A 14,074-nucleotide genomic window follows, 5' to 3' on the forward strand; every position below is an offset into this window, starting at 1 on the left:
TTCGTGGTTCCGGAGTCGTGCGGCGGTTTCAGACGGCGATCGCCTCCATCAGTCGCTGCTGGTCGTCGTTGGAAGCGGAGCTGCCTTGGAGGATCACACGACCACGGTCGATCGCGTAGAAACGGTCCGTGGCTGCCAGCGCGCCGGCCATATTCTGCTCAACCAGAAGGATCGTCGTTCCTTCGCGTTTCAACTCGCCAATCAGCGAGAAGATGTCCTCGACAATCATCGGTGCCAACCCTTCGGTCGGCTCGTCGATGAGCAGAAGCCGAGGCCGCGCCACAATGGTTCGAGCCATCGCCAACATCTGCTGTTCACCGCCAGAAAGCGTGGTTCCCGCTTGCTTACGGCGCTCTGCCAGCTTAGGAAAGCGCTTGTACATTCGATCAACGGCGGCCTTCTTATCCGCGGTCGAAATACCCCGAGCCTGCATCAGGCCGAGGTGCAGATTCTCATCGACGCTCAACCCAGGAAAGATGCGTCGATCCTCAGGGATGAATCCGATGCCCAGTCGACATACCCGATCGGGTGCTACTTCGGCCAGCGCATGACCGTTCCATTGCAGCGATCCCTGGCTGGGACGGACCCATCCGGCAATGGTCTTGAGCAGCGTGGTCTTGCCCGCACCGTTACGTCCAAAAATGCCGATCGACTCTCCTTCAACGGCATCGATATCGATGCCCTGAAGAATGTGACTCAGGCCGTAGTACGTGTGAAGCGATTGGACTTTCAACATATCAATGATGTCCAAAATAGGCAGCCTGAACGTCGGCATTGGCGCGCACTTCCGCAGGCGAACCCTCGGAAAGCTTTCGGCCCTGATGCATGACCACCACATGGTCCGACAGGCTCATCACCAGCCCGATGTCGTGCTCCACCAGCAAGATCGTGACTTCCTTCGAGAGCTCCTTGAGCATCTTCGCGGTCTCCGCGGTGTCCCCATGGCTCATGCCCTGCGTGGGTTCATCGAGCATGAGAATTCCAGGGTTTGACGCTAGACACATCGCCACTTCGAGTCGACGCTGCTCGCCGTGCGAGAGGGCGCCGGCCAGCACGCCGGCCTTAGCCGCGAGCCCGAAGCGGTTCAACACTTCCGAACACTTGCGCAGCGCGCGCGTGCTCTTTCGGATGGGAAGGAACATGGAGCGCGCGGGCTCCAGGAACTGAGCCGCAATCCGCAAGTTCTCGCCCACGGTCAGGTCGGAAAAAAGGTTGGTGATCTGGAATGACCGCGAAACGCCAGCGCACTTGAGCAGTTCGGGCGACATCGACGTCACGTCGCGATCATTCAGCGCCACTGTGCCTTGATCCGGGTGAAGCGCACCGCTAATCAGATTGAACAGGGTCGATTTGCCGGCCCCGTTGGGGCCGATCACGGTGGTGATCTTCGCCGCCGTCGCCGTGAAGGAGACTCTGTCGACGGCGCGCAGACCCCCGAACGACCGCGACAAGTCGCGAACAGTGAGTGAGGCTGCTTTCATTTGGTTCCACCTGTCTGGGATTGTCGCCGGTCCATCCAGGCCACAAGTCGAGGTCGTAGCCAGCCCGCGAAGCCCTGCGGGAGGAAGAGCACCAATACGATAAAGAGCGCGCCGATCACCATTAGGCTGTGAGTGGTGTAACTGCTGAGCAACGACTTCAAAACAATCACGAAGAGGCTGCCGTAAAGCGCGCCGGTGAGCGTGCCTACACCCCCCACGATGACGGCGATTAGGGCGTTGCCTGAAGTTGTGAAGTAGAGCAACTCGGGCGATACGAAGCCTCGCAGCATGGGATATAGCGCGCCGCTCGTTCCAGCCAAGGTCGCGGCAAGCACGTAGGCGATCATGCGGGCGCGCCAAACCGAAAAGCCTAAGAACGGAATACGGCGCTCGTTGGCTCGTAGCGCGAGCAGAATTCGGCCAAGGGGCGTATTCAGCAGTCCGGAAAGAAGCGCGTACAGGCCCAGGATGATGGCAGCAGTGAACACGAAGAACCCAGGGGCGCTGCCGGTCGTGAATCCAAAGCCGCTGATTTCCACCACGGGAATGCCGATAAGCCCGTCGGACGCGCCCAGTGCGCGTGTGTTGTAGACCACTTTGGCACCCACCTGCGCGAGCGCAATCGTGATCAAGGCGAAGTAGACGCCGCGTACGCGGTTCGCGATGAGACCACCGACGATGGACAGCAACAGCACGAGCAGGGCGCTTCCGGCGAGCGCTTCCCAGAACGAGCGACCGGAGATCAGGAGCAACGCAGACACGTAGGCACCGGCACCAAAGTACAACGCTTGTCCCAGCGACAGCAGGCCCGTGCATCCCAACAGCAGATCCACAGAGAGCGCCAGCCCGGCAAAGATCAGTGCCTCCGTCGCCAGGCGCAAGTAGAAGGTGTCTTGCATCGCCAATGCGATCACGAAGAACACAGTGCCGACAAGTACCAGTCCTGCCGTCATGACATGGCTGGCACGCAGTTCAAGAGCTTGTCGGTCAAGCATGGCCAATCCGTCCAAAAAGTCCCTTCGGACGGAACATTAAAAAGAGCACCATCACGCCGAAGACGATGGGCTCGGTCCATACGGGTGCGATGACCAGACTCGTCAACGCACTTACCTGTGCGAGCAAGAGCCCGGCCACGACCGCACCGGCGATCGAGCCCATTCCACCGACGATGACGACGCTGAACGCGAGCGTGATGAAGTCCCGGCCCATGGTTGGAAACGCCGAGTACACCGGCGCCAGCAGGACCCCAGCCAACCCAGCGAGCATCGCCCCGCAGGCGAAAGTGCAGGCGTAGACCACCCCGACCGGTACACCGAGCGACGCAGCCATATCTCGATCGAAGGCCGCCGCCCGGACCATCGCGCCGATCCGGGTGCGATACACCACCCACGCGACAACGGCGATCACCGCGCTTCCGGCGCCGATCAAGAAGAGCCGGTATGTCGGCAGGACCATCTCGCCGAGCGAGAGGGCGCCGGGTAGCGGATTTTCCGGCCGGTACGGGTTGGGGCCGAAGGCCAGTTTAAGTGCGTCCTCGAGAACCAGAGCAAGGCCGAACGTGACTAGCAGTGTCGTAGTGTGTCGATCTGCCCTTGAATAGACGGGCCGTATCATGGCACGCTCGATAAACATCGCGAACGGCATCATCAGTAGCGGCACGAGCACCAGTGATGCCCAGAAGCCGATCCCGAGCAAGCCGAGCGCGATCGCACAGAACGCGCCGACGGCATAGAACTCGCCGTGACTCATGTTGAGCACATCGAGAAGACCAAAGGTGATGGTCAGCCCCAACGTGACGAGAACCAGCGCGACTCCCAGTGTGAGGCCGTTCACGACCTGGGGTGCGAGGACAAACTGAAGGTAGTCGAAGATGGACAAATGCGCGCTCCGCCGGGCTCAGAAACGCGCGCATGCGTCGGGGCCGATGGACTCGGCGCCTGGAACCTTGCCCACCACGTCGAACTCGCCCTTTCGTACTGCCACCACAACCATGTCCTGGATCGCCTGATGATCGCCGCCGCGCAAGGTCTTGGTGCCTTGTGGCGTCATCCAGCTGAGATCTTTGAGTGCGGCACGCACCTTGTCCGTATCGGTGGAACCGGCCTTCTCGACCGCCTGCTTGTAGAGGTAGACCAACCCATAGGAGTCGGCTGCAAACCCATCGGGATCCGCCTTGTATGCAGCCTTGTACGAGGCAACGAAGCGCTTGTTCTCTGCTGTGTCGATCTTCGGAGAGTAGTTGTTGCCGCTGATGAATCCTTCACCGGCCGTCCCGACTGCGACAACGTTCTGCGAGTTGATGACCCCCGCGTTGCCGGTGACGAGTACGTTCCTGAGCAGCCCGAATTCCTGCAACTGTGTCAGCAACCGCACAGTGTCGTTGCCTGCCACCGCGGCGTAGATGACGTCGGGGCGTGCCGCACGCAGTTGGCCAAAGTATTGCGTGTAGTCCTTAGAGTCGATGGGGGCGAGGAATTCGCCCACAGACTGCAATCCCGCCTTCTCGGCGTAGAGCTTGAAGGCTGCGACACTGGAGCGACCCATCTCGTAGTCAGGTCCGATGTAGAACACCCGCGCCTTCGGCTTCACCTTGGCAACGTATGCCGCGAGCGTGATGGCTTGCTGCTCGGCGCGCGCGTTGACTCGAAACAGATTGGGAGAGCATTTGTCGCCAGTGATCGCATCGGAATAGGAGACCGTGGTCGATGCGAGGACGTTGTTGCGCTCCGCCAGTTGGCCTACGGCGAGCGTCGAACCGGAATTCACTGTGCCGGTGAGCAGGTTCACCTTGGCGATTTGAATCAATTTCTCAGCCTTCTGTACAGCGACGGCAGGGTTTGCCTCCTCGTCCTCCAAAAGCAATTCGAGCTTGCGGCCGAGAACGCCTCCCGACGCATTGATCTCGGCCGTTGCCAACTCGAGGCCCCAGCGAACTGTCTGACCAATTCCAGCGTATGTACCGGACAAGGGGGTGACGACACCGATCTTGATTGGCGTGGAAGGGGAGGTCTGCGCGTGGGCGATGCTGGCCAAGCCGAGGGCAGCGGCAGCGATGGTGTGGCCGAGGTTGTGCTTCATTTTTGTCTCCAGATGATTGTTGAGGCAGGGCGCTCTTGAGGAATAGAGAGAAAGGGGTTGAGGTCAACGCGTACCGCGCCTCGCCTTACACGGAGAGGATCGATACAGACTTCGTCACAAGGTAGGCCTCCATCGCTTCCGGACCACCTTCTGAGCCGTATCCCGATTCCTTGACGCCCCCAAAGGGCATCTCGGGAACGGCCAAAGCAGGCTGGTTCACCCACAGCATTCCGACCTCCAATTCGTTGCTCAGTCGGTGGGCATTTCGGATAGATCGGGTGAAGGCAAAGCTGGCCAAACCGAAGGGCAAGCGATTGGATTCCGCGATCGCTTCGTCCAGGCTTTCAAATCCGCGAATCGCAGCCACCGGCCCGAAGGGCTCGTTGTTGAAGACGTCGGCATCGAGTGATACGTTGCCGAGAACGGTGGGCGCGTAAAAGTTGCCCACGCCCCCCAAGCGCTTGCCCCCGAGCTCCAGCGTGGCGCCCCGCCGCAATGCATCGTCGGTGGCCTGCATCATGGCCGTGAGGCGCCGGCCATTCGCAAGCGGCCCCATCTGAGTTCCTTCAGCCAAACCGTCACCGACAGACAGCGTCTCGGCGTGCTCGACGAAGGTGCGGGTGAACTCGGAGAGGATGCTGTTGTGAACAAGAAATCGAGTCGGTGCGATGCAGACTTGCCCTGCGTTCCGGAACTTGGCCGTCGCAGTGGCACGTATCGCATTGACGATGTCCGCGTCTTCGCACACGATGACCGGTGCATGACCGCCCAGTTCCATCGTGGCGCGCTTCATGTATTGGCCGGCCAGCGCGGCGAGTTGTTTGCCCACTGGCGTCGAGCCGGTGAAGGTGATCTTTCGGATCGAAGGATGGCGTATGAGATAGTTGGAGATCTCGGCGGGTTCGCCGTAAACCAGGCCGAGGACCCCGGCCGGCACCCCAACGTCGACGAACGCACGTATCAATTCGGCAGGCGAAGCGGGTGTCTCCTCCGGTGCCTTCACGATGATGGAGCATCCCGTCGCCAATGCAGCGGAGATCTTGCGCACGGCTTGGTTGATCGGGAAGTTCCAAGGCGTGAAAGCCACGACCGGACCGACAGGTTCCTTGAGCACGAGTTGCTGGATGGAGGGATTGCGCGGTGCCACGACACGGCCGTACGTGCGTCTTCCCTCTTCGGCAAACCATTCGATCGTGTCGGCGCCATTGAGAACCTCAAGGCGGGCCTCCGCGAGTGGCTTTCCCTGCTCGAGAGTCATCAGCCGCGCGATGTGGTCAGCGCGTTCACGCAACAAAGCTGCAGCCTTGCGCATGAGTCCGGCGCGTTCGACCGCGGAGGTGTGTCGCCACATGCGAAATCCCTTCGCCGATGCCTCTGCCGCCCGGGCCAAGTCCTGCTCAGTTGCATGGGCGACGGTCCCGATCACAAGTCCCGTGGCCGGATTGACAACGTCCAGCCTCCGGCCTGAAGCGCTGTCGGTCCAGCGTCCATCGATGAGCAGTTGCGTGTGGGTAAGCGAAGTCTCCACTTTTTTCCTTGAGTGCATGAAATGCGAGCCTGCGAATGCGAGGCATGGTTCGATTTTGCTGAGCAGCCCGAAACTCAACAACCGATGGAAACTGAGGTAACGTTAGCTTTTTTCACAAGGGGTGGGTTTCCACCCATGGTGGTCCATCGATGCTTGATGCTTGGTTCAACGCTGAGCCGCTCGTTCGCGCGGATGCGACGCAGATCAGATTGGATCTCAAGCATGCCCGCGCGCATCGGCGCATGTCTGCCTGAGGTCGGGTCTGTTCAAGTTCGACCTAGCGGGTGAGGACGACGCCAGCCAGCGACGCGGCAGAACCGAGGACCATGGAGACGGCCAGCCACCAGGCCGGAACCAGCGCAACGCTTGCCGTGGAGCCCACAGGCGCATCGACGGCAGCGAAGGCCGGATGTACGACAGGCGCGGGAGCGGTGGGCCTCTGAACTTGCGGCGCGGCTGGCAGCGGAGTCGTCGCGGAGACTGCTGCAACGGAGGCAGACCCCGATCGCGGACTCAGCGGCGTTGAAGCACTCTTCACACCGGCGACAAGCTGTCGACGCAGCGCAATGAAGAAGTCGTCTGCCATCTTCCGCGCCACGTTGTCGATCAGTCGAGAGCCGACCTGCGCGAGCTTTCCTCCGACTTGCGCGTTGGCGGTGTAGCTGAGAGAAGTGCCCTCCGTCGTCTCCGCGAGCGACACGGAGGATGTGCCCTTGCCGAAGCCGACGACGCCGCCTTGCCCCTCGAAGATCATCAGGCAGGATTCGGGCGGCTTGGACTCCGTCATGCGAAGGTTGCCGTTGAAGCGCGCACGAAGAGGGCCGATGGCAGCCGCGATGGTCACCCGGAATTCTTCAGGACTGACGCGCTCGGCAGATTCGCAACCGGGAAGGCATTGCTTGAGAATGAGGGGATCGTGCAACGCTTCCCACACCTTCTGGCGCGGTGCATCGATGCTTTGAGTACCGTTGATTTCCATGGCGCCGCTCAGTGCTTCTTCTTCATGGCGGCCGAGGTATTGACCATAGAGTGCAGGCTGCGCGCATAGTCGATGGCGCCCTGTTCGTCCATCAGCGGCGCCACGCGCAGATATTCCTTGAGGCCCAGGATGGCGGGACGCGGCCGGCTCAACAGCAACTCGCAGAAGCGATCCACCTCTGCGTTCAGCTTTTCCGCTGGCACGACGTTGCTCACGATCCCATAGGCCATGGCGCGCTCGGCGTCGATGAAGTCGGTGGAGTACGCCATCCAGAGGATCGCGTTCCGGCTCATGCGATCGTAGACGGCCGACATCACCATGGTCGGCATCACGTTGTGGCCGATCTCGGGAATGTTGAACACCGCGGCGTCACTGGCAAGGCTCACGTCGCACAGCGAGGCGATCGCTGTGCCGAAACCCATGCAGCGACCCTCGATCACGCCGATCACCGGCACCTTGGCACCGCGCATTGCCTGGTAGCTTCCGAAGATGCCGTCGTATTCGTCACGACGAGCGTAGGCCTCGGTCGCGGCTGGCGTCGGTCCTGCATCGCGCACGCGGCCCGTGCAGAAATCAGGGCCTGCGCTGCGCAGCAGCACGGCGTCCGAGGTCGTGTGCGCGGTCAGCAGCGCTTCCGAGAAGGCCGAGGCCATGCTGTCCGAGACGCCGTTGTCCTCGGTACGGTTCAGCGTGATGCGCAGAAGGCGGCCGTCCTGTTCGATCTTCAGTTGGGGATGCATAGTGGATTTCCTTGGGGATGAAAATGAAAGTAGTCACGCCACGGTGCGCTCAAGATGCCGCAGCAGCGCGGCATTGAACGCGTCCGGCCGTTCGACATTGGGAAGGTGTCCGGCGTCCTCGATCACCTCGAAGACCGCGCCGCGGATTCGCTGTGCCAGTGCGCGCATGGCGTCTGGAAGCGTTCCGTCCCGGGCGCCGACGATCAGGGAGGTGGGCGTCTCGACGCGATCCACCACGGCCAGGTAGTCCATGGCCTGGATGGCCCGGGCACAGCCCGCGAAACCGTCCACGGAGGTCGTGCTGGCGACGTTGCGCAACAGCGAAGCGGTGGACGCATTGGCTTCGAGGAAGGCCCGGCCGAACCAGCGCTCGAGCGTGGGTTCTGCGAGCGGCGCGCAACTGCGCGCCGCCTGGGCGATGGCGATCCGTTCGTCCCATGGCGCCGCCGCGGCCGCAGGCGTGTCGGCACGCATGTCGCACAGGCACAGGCTGAGCAGCCGGTCTGCATGACGCAGTCCGAGGCCCACGCCGCTCATGCCACCCAGCGAAAGTCCGACGTAGTGCGCGCGCTCGATCTTCAAGGTGTCGAGTACCGACACCGTGTCGTCCGCGAGGCCATCCATGCTGTACGGCGCAGGGGTCGCACCCGATGCGCCATGGCCGCGCGCATCGATGCAGACGACGAAGAAGCCATGTTCGACCAGCAGACTCGCCTGTGATGACCACATGGCGCCAGAGGAGAGGATGGAGTGGGCCAGGACGACGGGAGTCGCGTCGCTGTTTCCGTGGGTCAGAAAGGCGATGTCGCCGGCGCGGGCAGGGGTACTCATGAACGGACCTTTGGTGCGATGGGTTTTTGAAGTGCGCGCCAGACAGCCTGGGGCGTCATGGGCAAGAAATCGATGGACGCGCCGGCTGGCGCCAAGGCGTCGTTGATCGCGCTTGCAATAGCCGCTGGGCTGCCGAGGTAGCCGGCCTCGCCCGAGCCCTTTTGTCCGAAGACCGTCAGTGGCGAAGGCGTGCAGTGATCGACGATCGTGACCGAGGGGACCTCCTCCGAACTCGGGATGAGGTAGTCCATGAAGGTGCCGGACAGCAACTGCCCTTCATCGGAAAAGGCAAACTTCTCCATCAAGGCTGCGCCAAGACCGTGCGCGACGCCGCCGTAGGTCATGCCATGTACGACATCGGGACTGATCATCACACCGCAGTCGTGGCCGACCACGTAGCGATGCAGCGTGGTCTTGCCGGTCTCCGGGTCGATGCTGGCGAGCGTGACGTGTGACTCGAAGGAGTGGCACGGGTACATCTGGATGCGACCGTCTTCGGTGGGCAACCCGCCCCCGGTGGGGACCTCCCAGCAGAATTTCTCTTGAAGGCCCGGCTCCATGCCCTCAGGCATGTGATGGTAGTGACGATGCGCAATCTCAACCAGCGCATCCCAGCCCATCCGGCGCGAAGGATCGTTGCACAAGAAAACGTCACCGCTTTCGTAAACGAGCGCTTCGACCGTCGTCTTCAGGTTGTGCGCCGCGATCTCGATGAGCTTTTCGCGCAGGATCTTGGCGGCGCCGGCTGCGGCGCCGCCCAGCATGATCGCCATGCGGCTGCCCACCGGGCTATTCGAGGGCAAGGCGTTCAGCGAATCTGCGTGCAACACGCGAATGCTGTCCGGCTCGCGCTCCAGGATCTCACCAACGACGGTTGAGACCAGGGTCTCGTGCGCCTGCCCCGAGGTCGAGGTCCCCATCATGGCGGTTACTGCACCGCTCAAGTCGATCCGAATGAGGCACGAGTCCATCCATGTGGTTGTCTTGTTCTTGGGATTGAACAGCGGCTCGAAGGCCGAATTGCCGCCAGACGGCTCCAGGCAGGTCGAGATGCCAATGCCTGCTAGGAGCCCTCGTGCCCGCATGGCATCCCGCTCCCGAACGATGGTGTCGTAGGGCGCCGCGTCAAGTGCCTTGGTCATGACGGCGTCGAAGTCGCCGGAGTCATATAGCGTTCCACTCGGGATGAGATAGGGGAACTCGTCGTGGCCGATCATGTTGCGACGACGCAGCGCGATCCGGTCCATGCCGAGGAAGCGCGCAACCTTGTCGATCCCGCTCTCGATCGCATAGTTGGTGGGTGCCTGGCCGAAACCGCGGACGGCTTCCTGCGGCGTCTTGTTGGTCATCACCGAGATGGCGTCGTATTCGACGCTGGCGATGCGGTATGGCCCCACGATGGCTCCGACCGGCTTGCCGAGCTGCAACGGAGAGCGCCCCGAGTAGGCGCCGATGTCATCTAGTGCGCGCATTCGCATGGAGCGGATCGTGCCGTCATCGTCGAAGGCGAACGTCACGTCAAAGATCCGATCGGGCCCCTGCATGTCGCCGCCGCGCATGTTCTCCAGGCGGTCCTCGAGAAAGCGCACCGGGCGTCCGAGCTTTCTCGCTAGAAATCCGACGAGGATCGTGTGCTTCAGGCCACGCTTCACGCCGTAGCTGCCGCCCACGTCGACGTCGAAGTGGACTCGCACTCCGTTGCCCGGTAGCCGCAAGCATTTGGCGAGCAGGTCCGGATACTTTGGCATCTGGATCGAGGCCCAGACGTCGAGAATCTGAGTCGCGTCGTTCCACAGGCACGTCGCCACGAAGGTCTCGATGGGAACGGTTGAACTGCGCGCCCACCGTACGCGATAGCTCAGGGAGTGTGCAGCGTCCGCGAAATGCGCATCGACTGGCCCCCACGTAAACTTCCGATGCCAGATCACGTTCGACCCGTGCGATGGGTGGACCAAAGGAGCGTCGCTTTCGATCGCGGATTCGGGGTCAACGATGTGGGGCAGCGGCTCGTAGTCGACGATGACAAGCTCACTGGCATCCTCGGCCAGCGCCCGCGTTTCCGCAACCACCGCCACCACCCATTCGCCGGCGTAGCGCACAACGCCCGTCGCCAGCGGATAGCGCGCAACCTGGGGCGCGTCGACGCCGGGAAGCATCGGTTCGATCTCGGGCGTCAGTTCGTCGCCTGTGAGAACCGCATGGACGCCTGGCAATGCGAGTGCCGCCGAGGAGTCGATGGAAACGATGCGTGCACTGGCGTATGGACTGGCTACGATGGCGACGTGAAGCAGGCCGGCCGGCACCACATCCGCGGCATAGTGCCCCTGGCCCAGCACGAAGCGCCGATGCTCGACCGCGCGCCGATGGCGCCCGATGAACTTGAACGCTTTGTAGGCCGCATGCCTTGGTTCAGCCATTGGCGGCTCCCGGAATCAAGGTGTGGCCCGAGCTTGAACGGTCGCCGGCTTGCGTGGCGGGTGCGACCCTGACCTCATAGCCCGGCTGGGTGGCAAGCTTCACGGCATCGACAATTTGCTGATATCCCGTGCAACGGCAAAGGTTGCCGCCGATCGCAGCGCGGATCTGCGCTTCGTTGGGCGAGGGCGATTTCTCTATGAGCGCGTGGCAGGCGATCAGCATGCCCGGCGTGCAATAGCCACATTGCAGCGCGTGCGCCTCGCAAAAGGCATCCTGAATCTTGGACAGACAACCTCGCTTTGGCGCCAGGCCTTCGACGGTTGTCACCGATCGGCCGTCGGCCTGCACGGCGAACATGCAGCAGGAGCGCACCGGGTCGCCGTCGAGCAGTACGGAACATGCGCCGCAGATCCCGTGCTCGCAGCCGACGTGCGTGCCGGTGAGCCCGAGGTGGTCGCGAATGAAATCGACGAGCGTCGTGCGCGGCTCGACCGTTCGCGGTTGGATGATGCCATTTACCTTGATCTGAACCGTGACCGGTGTGGGGGACATGGGTCTCTTTCGCTGGGAAGGGGTTGCAATTCGTCAGTGCGCCGTGACACTGGGATTCACGCTGGAAGCTGCACGCTGCAGCGTGCGCGCGAGTAGGACAGCGCCCAAGTGGCGGCGGTACTCGACATCGGCATGTAGATCCGCGCCGGGCTCAGCCCGCGCGATGGCGGCCTGCGCGACTTCGCGTGCAAGGACGCCGTCGATGCGACGGCCTGTCAATTCGGCCGCGAGGTCGGGAAATGCGAGAGGCGTGCCGTCCACTCCGCCCAGGCCGATGGCCGCGCGTCGACAAACGCCTTCTGCATCGAGTTGCAACTGGCATGCTGCCGAGCCCATGGCAAAGTCGCCGCTGCGCATGGCTGTTTCCTCGAAGGCGCTCACGACGCCGGGGCCGCTCCAGATCGGCCACTCGATGTCGATCAGGCACTCGGTTTCACCCACCGCCGTAAACATGGGGCCGAGAAAAAACTCCTCTGCGCCGAGGGCGCGCTCACCGCCGTCCCGGCTCTGCAAGCGCAGCGTTGCACCAAGCACTGCAGCGGCCAAAGGCAGTTCGGCCGATGGGTCTGCGTGGACCAGGCTGCCACCGATGGTTCCCCGATTTCGGGTCTGCACGTGCCCAACCCACTTCAGGGCCCGGCGGATCAGTGGCAGCGCCACGTGAAGCTCGGCATCGTCTTCCACATCTCTCTGCCGGGTTGTAGCACCCATGCTGACGCGATCGGCTTCGATTTCCACCTGTTTCAGATCCGAGATCCAGTTGATGTCCACCAACACGGCCGGACGCGCCAGCCGCATCGCCATCATGGGCACCAGGCTCTGGCCTCCGGCGATTGCCTTGGCGTCCATCCCGTACTGAGCCAATAGCTCCAGCACGTGCTCGATGGATTCGGCTCGTACGTAGTCGAAGGGCGCAGCCTTCACGATGCGGCCCACTTCGTGGACGGCTTGCCTGGACGGCAGGCGCCTGTCTTGGCGTCGCAATTTGGGATCAATCGAGTCTCCTGTCTGCGGGTCGGGCGGCCACAGGGCCTGCCTTCAGGACCGGAAGTGTCATTCGGGGGGACCCACGACCACAAACGAATAAAGCTGAGGCAGCGTCAGATAAACTCACGAGACAAGCCTCCAGATGCAAGACACCATAGAGACCCGTATGACACGCAAATTGCCGCCGCTGAACGCCGTGCGCGCCTTCGAGGCTGCGGCACGCCACGTGAGTTTCACGAGAGCCGCCGAAGAATTGCACGTCACACACGGCGCCGTGAGTCGACAAGTCGCCTTGCTGGAGGCTTGGCTTGGAAGCGCGCTTTTTCGCCGTTCGGCGTCGCGCATGGTCTTGACCGATGCTGGCCGTAGCTACGCGGCCGAAGTGACGTCCATGTTGGATCGGCTTGCCGTGGCGTCGATGCAGTTTGCCCAGCAAGATGCACCTGTGTCGCTGGGGGTGAACGCGCCGCCCACCTTCACGATGCGATGGCTAATCGCGAGGATGTCCAGCTTCCAACGCCAGCATCCAGAGATCGAGGTTCGACTCACGACCTCGCTGTCGACAGTCAATTTCCATGAGAACGGCTATGACATCGCAATCCGGGGAGCTCACGATCCACTACCGGGGTGCAGGTCCGACCCCTTCATGACCGAGCTCGTCGTGCCGGTGTGCCACACTGACCTGCTCGAGCGGGGTCGGCTTCGCGACCCTGGGGATCTGCGACATCACACCCTGATCCGGTATGCGACCGAGCCCTACAGCTGGCCGGACTGGCTCGAGGCGGCGGGGGAAAGGGACCTGCAAGCTGCGAACACATTGCACTTTGAGCAGATGTACTTCGCCCTGCAGGCTGCGGCGGAAGGGCTAGGAATCGTGCTGGTTCCGCTCTTCCTGGTCGTGGACGACATCGTCGCGGGTAACCTGTGCGCGCCATTCGGGCTGCTGGCAGCCCTGCAGCGTCAGTACTACGCCAACGTGCCTTTGTCGGGCAAGCGATCGCCGGCGGTGCGGGCATTCTGTGATTGGTTGGCGCGGGAAGGCCGCGACACTGAGGACTCGATCGCGAACTGGGCAAACAGCATGGGCTGGAGCATCAGCGCCATTGCGCCGCCGGACCTTGCAGTGCCGCAACCGCCCGACACGTGGACAGTGCCGACGGTTTAATTCCCTGGCCGACTAGAAGTCGGTGAAGCTTTCCCATGCTCAATTTTGTCTATTGGAGCGGAGCGGGCCCGAGGCACTCGCGGACGAGCGGGGAGGGCGGGGGGCTTTTCATTCAGGCGGGGGGATTTCTCGCCCTCACCGCCCGGGAAAAGTGCGCAGGGAAGCGGAGAAGAGGGCACTGGGGTCTTGCGCGGCGCTGCGACAAACTGACAGGGCCTGGGTCGGCATCGCCGGCTCTCGCACATCTTGAACCGTCGCATGAGCCCCGTCATGCCCTTCCTCGCGCCCTCGTTCGCCCGCCTGCCACTTTTGGCC

General features: G+C 62.5%; 13 protein-coding genes. 1 reads left to right on the top strand and 12 read right to left on the bottom strand.

Features of this window, described 5'->3' with window-relative positions; genetic code table 11:
* Positions 1-28: 28 nt before the first annotated feature.
* The 12 genes from QZH52_RS30030 to QZH52_RS30085 all read right to left on the bottom strand — a co-directional run bounded on the left by QZH52_RS30030 (position 29) and on the right by QZH52_RS30085 (position 12,543).
* Positions 29-751 carry an ABC transporter ATP-binding protein gene (locus QZH52_RS30030; protein WP_301814622.1) on the bottom strand — a complete coding sequence of 241 codons (723 nt, stop codon included), beginning with the start codon at positions 749-751 and terminating at the stop codon, positions 29-31.
* Positions 738-1,481 (bottom strand): ABC transporter ATP-binding protein, encoded by a 744-nt coding sequence (locus QZH52_RS30035; protein WP_301814623.1) that lies wholly within the window; start codon positions 1,479-1,481, stop codon positions 738-740. The genes QZH52_RS30030 and QZH52_RS30035 overlap by 14 nt, the downstream gene beginning before the upstream one ends.
* Positions 1,478-2,476: a branched-chain amino acid ABC transporter permease gene (locus QZH52_RS30040; protein ID WP_301814625.1), complete on the bottom strand. Its 999-nt coding sequence runs from the start codon at positions 2,474-2,476 to the stop codon at positions 1,478-1,480. The genes QZH52_RS30035 and QZH52_RS30040 overlap by 4 nt, the downstream gene beginning before the upstream one ends.
* Positions 2,469-3,359 carry a branched-chain amino acid ABC transporter permease gene (locus QZH52_RS30045; protein WP_301814626.1) on the bottom strand — a complete coding sequence of 297 codons (891 nt, stop codon included), beginning with the start codon at positions 3,357-3,359 and terminating at the stop codon, positions 2,469-2,471. The genes QZH52_RS30040 and QZH52_RS30045 overlap by 8 nt, the downstream gene beginning before the upstream one ends.
* Before the next feature lie 18 nt (positions 3,360-3,377).
* Complete coding sequence (locus QZH52_RS30050) at positions 3,378-4,559, bottom strand: ABC transporter substrate-binding protein (protein WP_301814627.1); 1,182 nt, start codon at positions 4,557-4,559, stop codon at positions 3,378-3,380.
* An 85-nt stretch (positions 4,560-4,644) separates the two neighbouring features.
* Positions 4,645-6,105, bottom strand: a complete 1,461-nt coding sequence (locus QZH52_RS30055) for an NAD-dependent succinate-semialdehyde dehydrogenase (RefSeq protein ID WP_301814629.1) — start codon at positions 6,103-6,105, stop codon at positions 4,645-4,647.
* 259 nt (positions 6,106-6,364) lie between these two features.
* Positions 6,365-7,066 (bottom strand): SRPBCC family protein, encoded by a 702-nt coding sequence (locus QZH52_RS30060; RefSeq protein ID WP_301814630.1) that lies wholly within the window; start codon positions 7,064-7,066, stop codon positions 6,365-6,367.
* An 8-nt stretch (positions 7,067-7,074) separates the two neighbouring features.
* Complete coding sequence (locus QZH52_RS30065) at positions 7,075-7,806, bottom strand: enoyl-CoA hydratase/isomerase family protein (RefSeq protein ID WP_301814631.1); 732 nt, start codon at positions 7,804-7,806, stop codon at positions 7,075-7,077.
* A gap of 33 nt (positions 7,807-7,839) precedes the next feature.
* Positions 7,840-8,637 (bottom strand): alpha/beta fold hydrolase, encoded by a 798-nt coding sequence (locus tag QZH52_RS30070; protein WP_301814632.1) that lies wholly within the window; start codon positions 8,635-8,637, stop codon positions 7,840-7,842.
* Entirely contained in the window at positions 8,634-11,054 is a 2,421-nt protein-coding gene (locus QZH52_RS30075; RefSeq protein ID WP_301814634.1) for a xanthine dehydrogenase family protein molybdopterin-binding subunit, read from the bottom strand. Before QZH52_RS30075 ends, QZH52_RS30070 begins: the two co-directional genes overlap by 4 nt.
* On the bottom strand, positions 11,047-11,607 hold the full coding sequence (locus QZH52_RS30080) for a (2Fe-2S)-binding protein (protein WP_301814636.1): 561 nt from the start codon (positions 11,605-11,607) through the stop codon (positions 11,047-11,049). Before QZH52_RS30080 ends, QZH52_RS30075 begins: the two co-directional genes overlap by 8 nt.
* A gap of 33 nt (positions 11,608-11,640) precedes the next feature.
* Entirely contained in the window at positions 11,641-12,543 is a 903-nt protein-coding gene (locus QZH52_RS30085; protein WP_301814637.1) for an FAD binding domain-containing protein, read from the bottom strand.
* Positions 12,544-12,736: 193 nt separating this feature from the next.
* Here QZH52_RS30085 and gcvA point away from each other — a divergent pair, with 193 nt between their 5' ends.
* Positions 12,737-13,759: a transcriptional regulator GcvA gene (gene gcvA, locus QZH52_RS30090; RefSeq protein ID WP_301814638.1), complete on the top strand. Its 1,023-nt coding sequence runs from the start codon at positions 12,737-12,739 to the stop codon at positions 13,757-13,759.
* Positions 13,760-14,074: the final 315 nt, after the last annotated feature.

Origin of the sequence: Variovorax ginsengisoli, from assembly GCF_030486595.1 — a bacterium.
Classification (GTDB): domain Bacteria; phylum Pseudomonadota; class Gammaproteobacteria; order Burkholderiales; family Burkholderiaceae_C; genus Variovorax; species Variovorax ginsengisoli_B.

Excerpts from the sequence above, each read along its gene's own strand:
- QZH52_RS30035 (WP_301814623.1), bottom strand. The coding sequence starts at position 1,481 with ATGAAAGCAGCCTCACTCACTGTTCGCGACTTGTCGCGGTCGTTCGGG.
- QZH52_RS30040 (WP_301814625.1), bottom strand. The coding sequence starts at position 2,476 with ATGCTTGACCGACAAGCTCTTGAACTGCGTGCCAGCCATGTCATGACG.
- QZH52_RS30050 (WP_301814627.1), bottom strand. The coding sequence starts at position 4,559 with ATGAAGCACAACCTCGGCCACACCATCGCTGCCGCTGCCCTCGGCTTG.
- QZH52_RS30055 (WP_301814629.1), bottom strand. The coding sequence starts at position 6,105 with ATGCACTCAAGGAAAAAAGTGGAGACTTCGCTTACCCACACGCAACTG.
- QZH52_RS30060 (WP_301814630.1), bottom strand. The coding sequence starts at position 7,066 with ATGGAAATCAACGGTACTCAAAGCATCGATGCACCGCGCCAGAAGGTG.
- QZH52_RS30065 (WP_301814631.1), bottom strand. The coding sequence starts at position 7,806 with ATGCATCCCCAACTGAAGATCGAACAGGACGGCCGCCTTCTGCGCATC.
- QZH52_RS30070 (WP_301814632.1), bottom strand. The coding sequence starts at position 8,637 with ATGAGTACCCCTGCCCGCGCCGGCGACATCGCCTTTCTGACCCACGGA.
- QZH52_RS30075 (WP_301814634.1), bottom strand. The coding sequence starts at position 11,054 with ATGGCTGAACCAAGGCATGCGGCCTACAAAGCGTTCAAGTTCATCGGG.
- QZH52_RS30080 (WP_301814636.1), bottom strand. The coding sequence starts at position 11,607 with ATGTCCCCCACACCGGTCACGGTTCAGATCAAGGTAAATGGCATCATC.
- gcvA (WP_301814638.1), top strand. The coding sequence starts at position 12,737 with ATGCAAGACACCATAGAGACCCGTATGACACGCAAATTGCCGCCGCTG.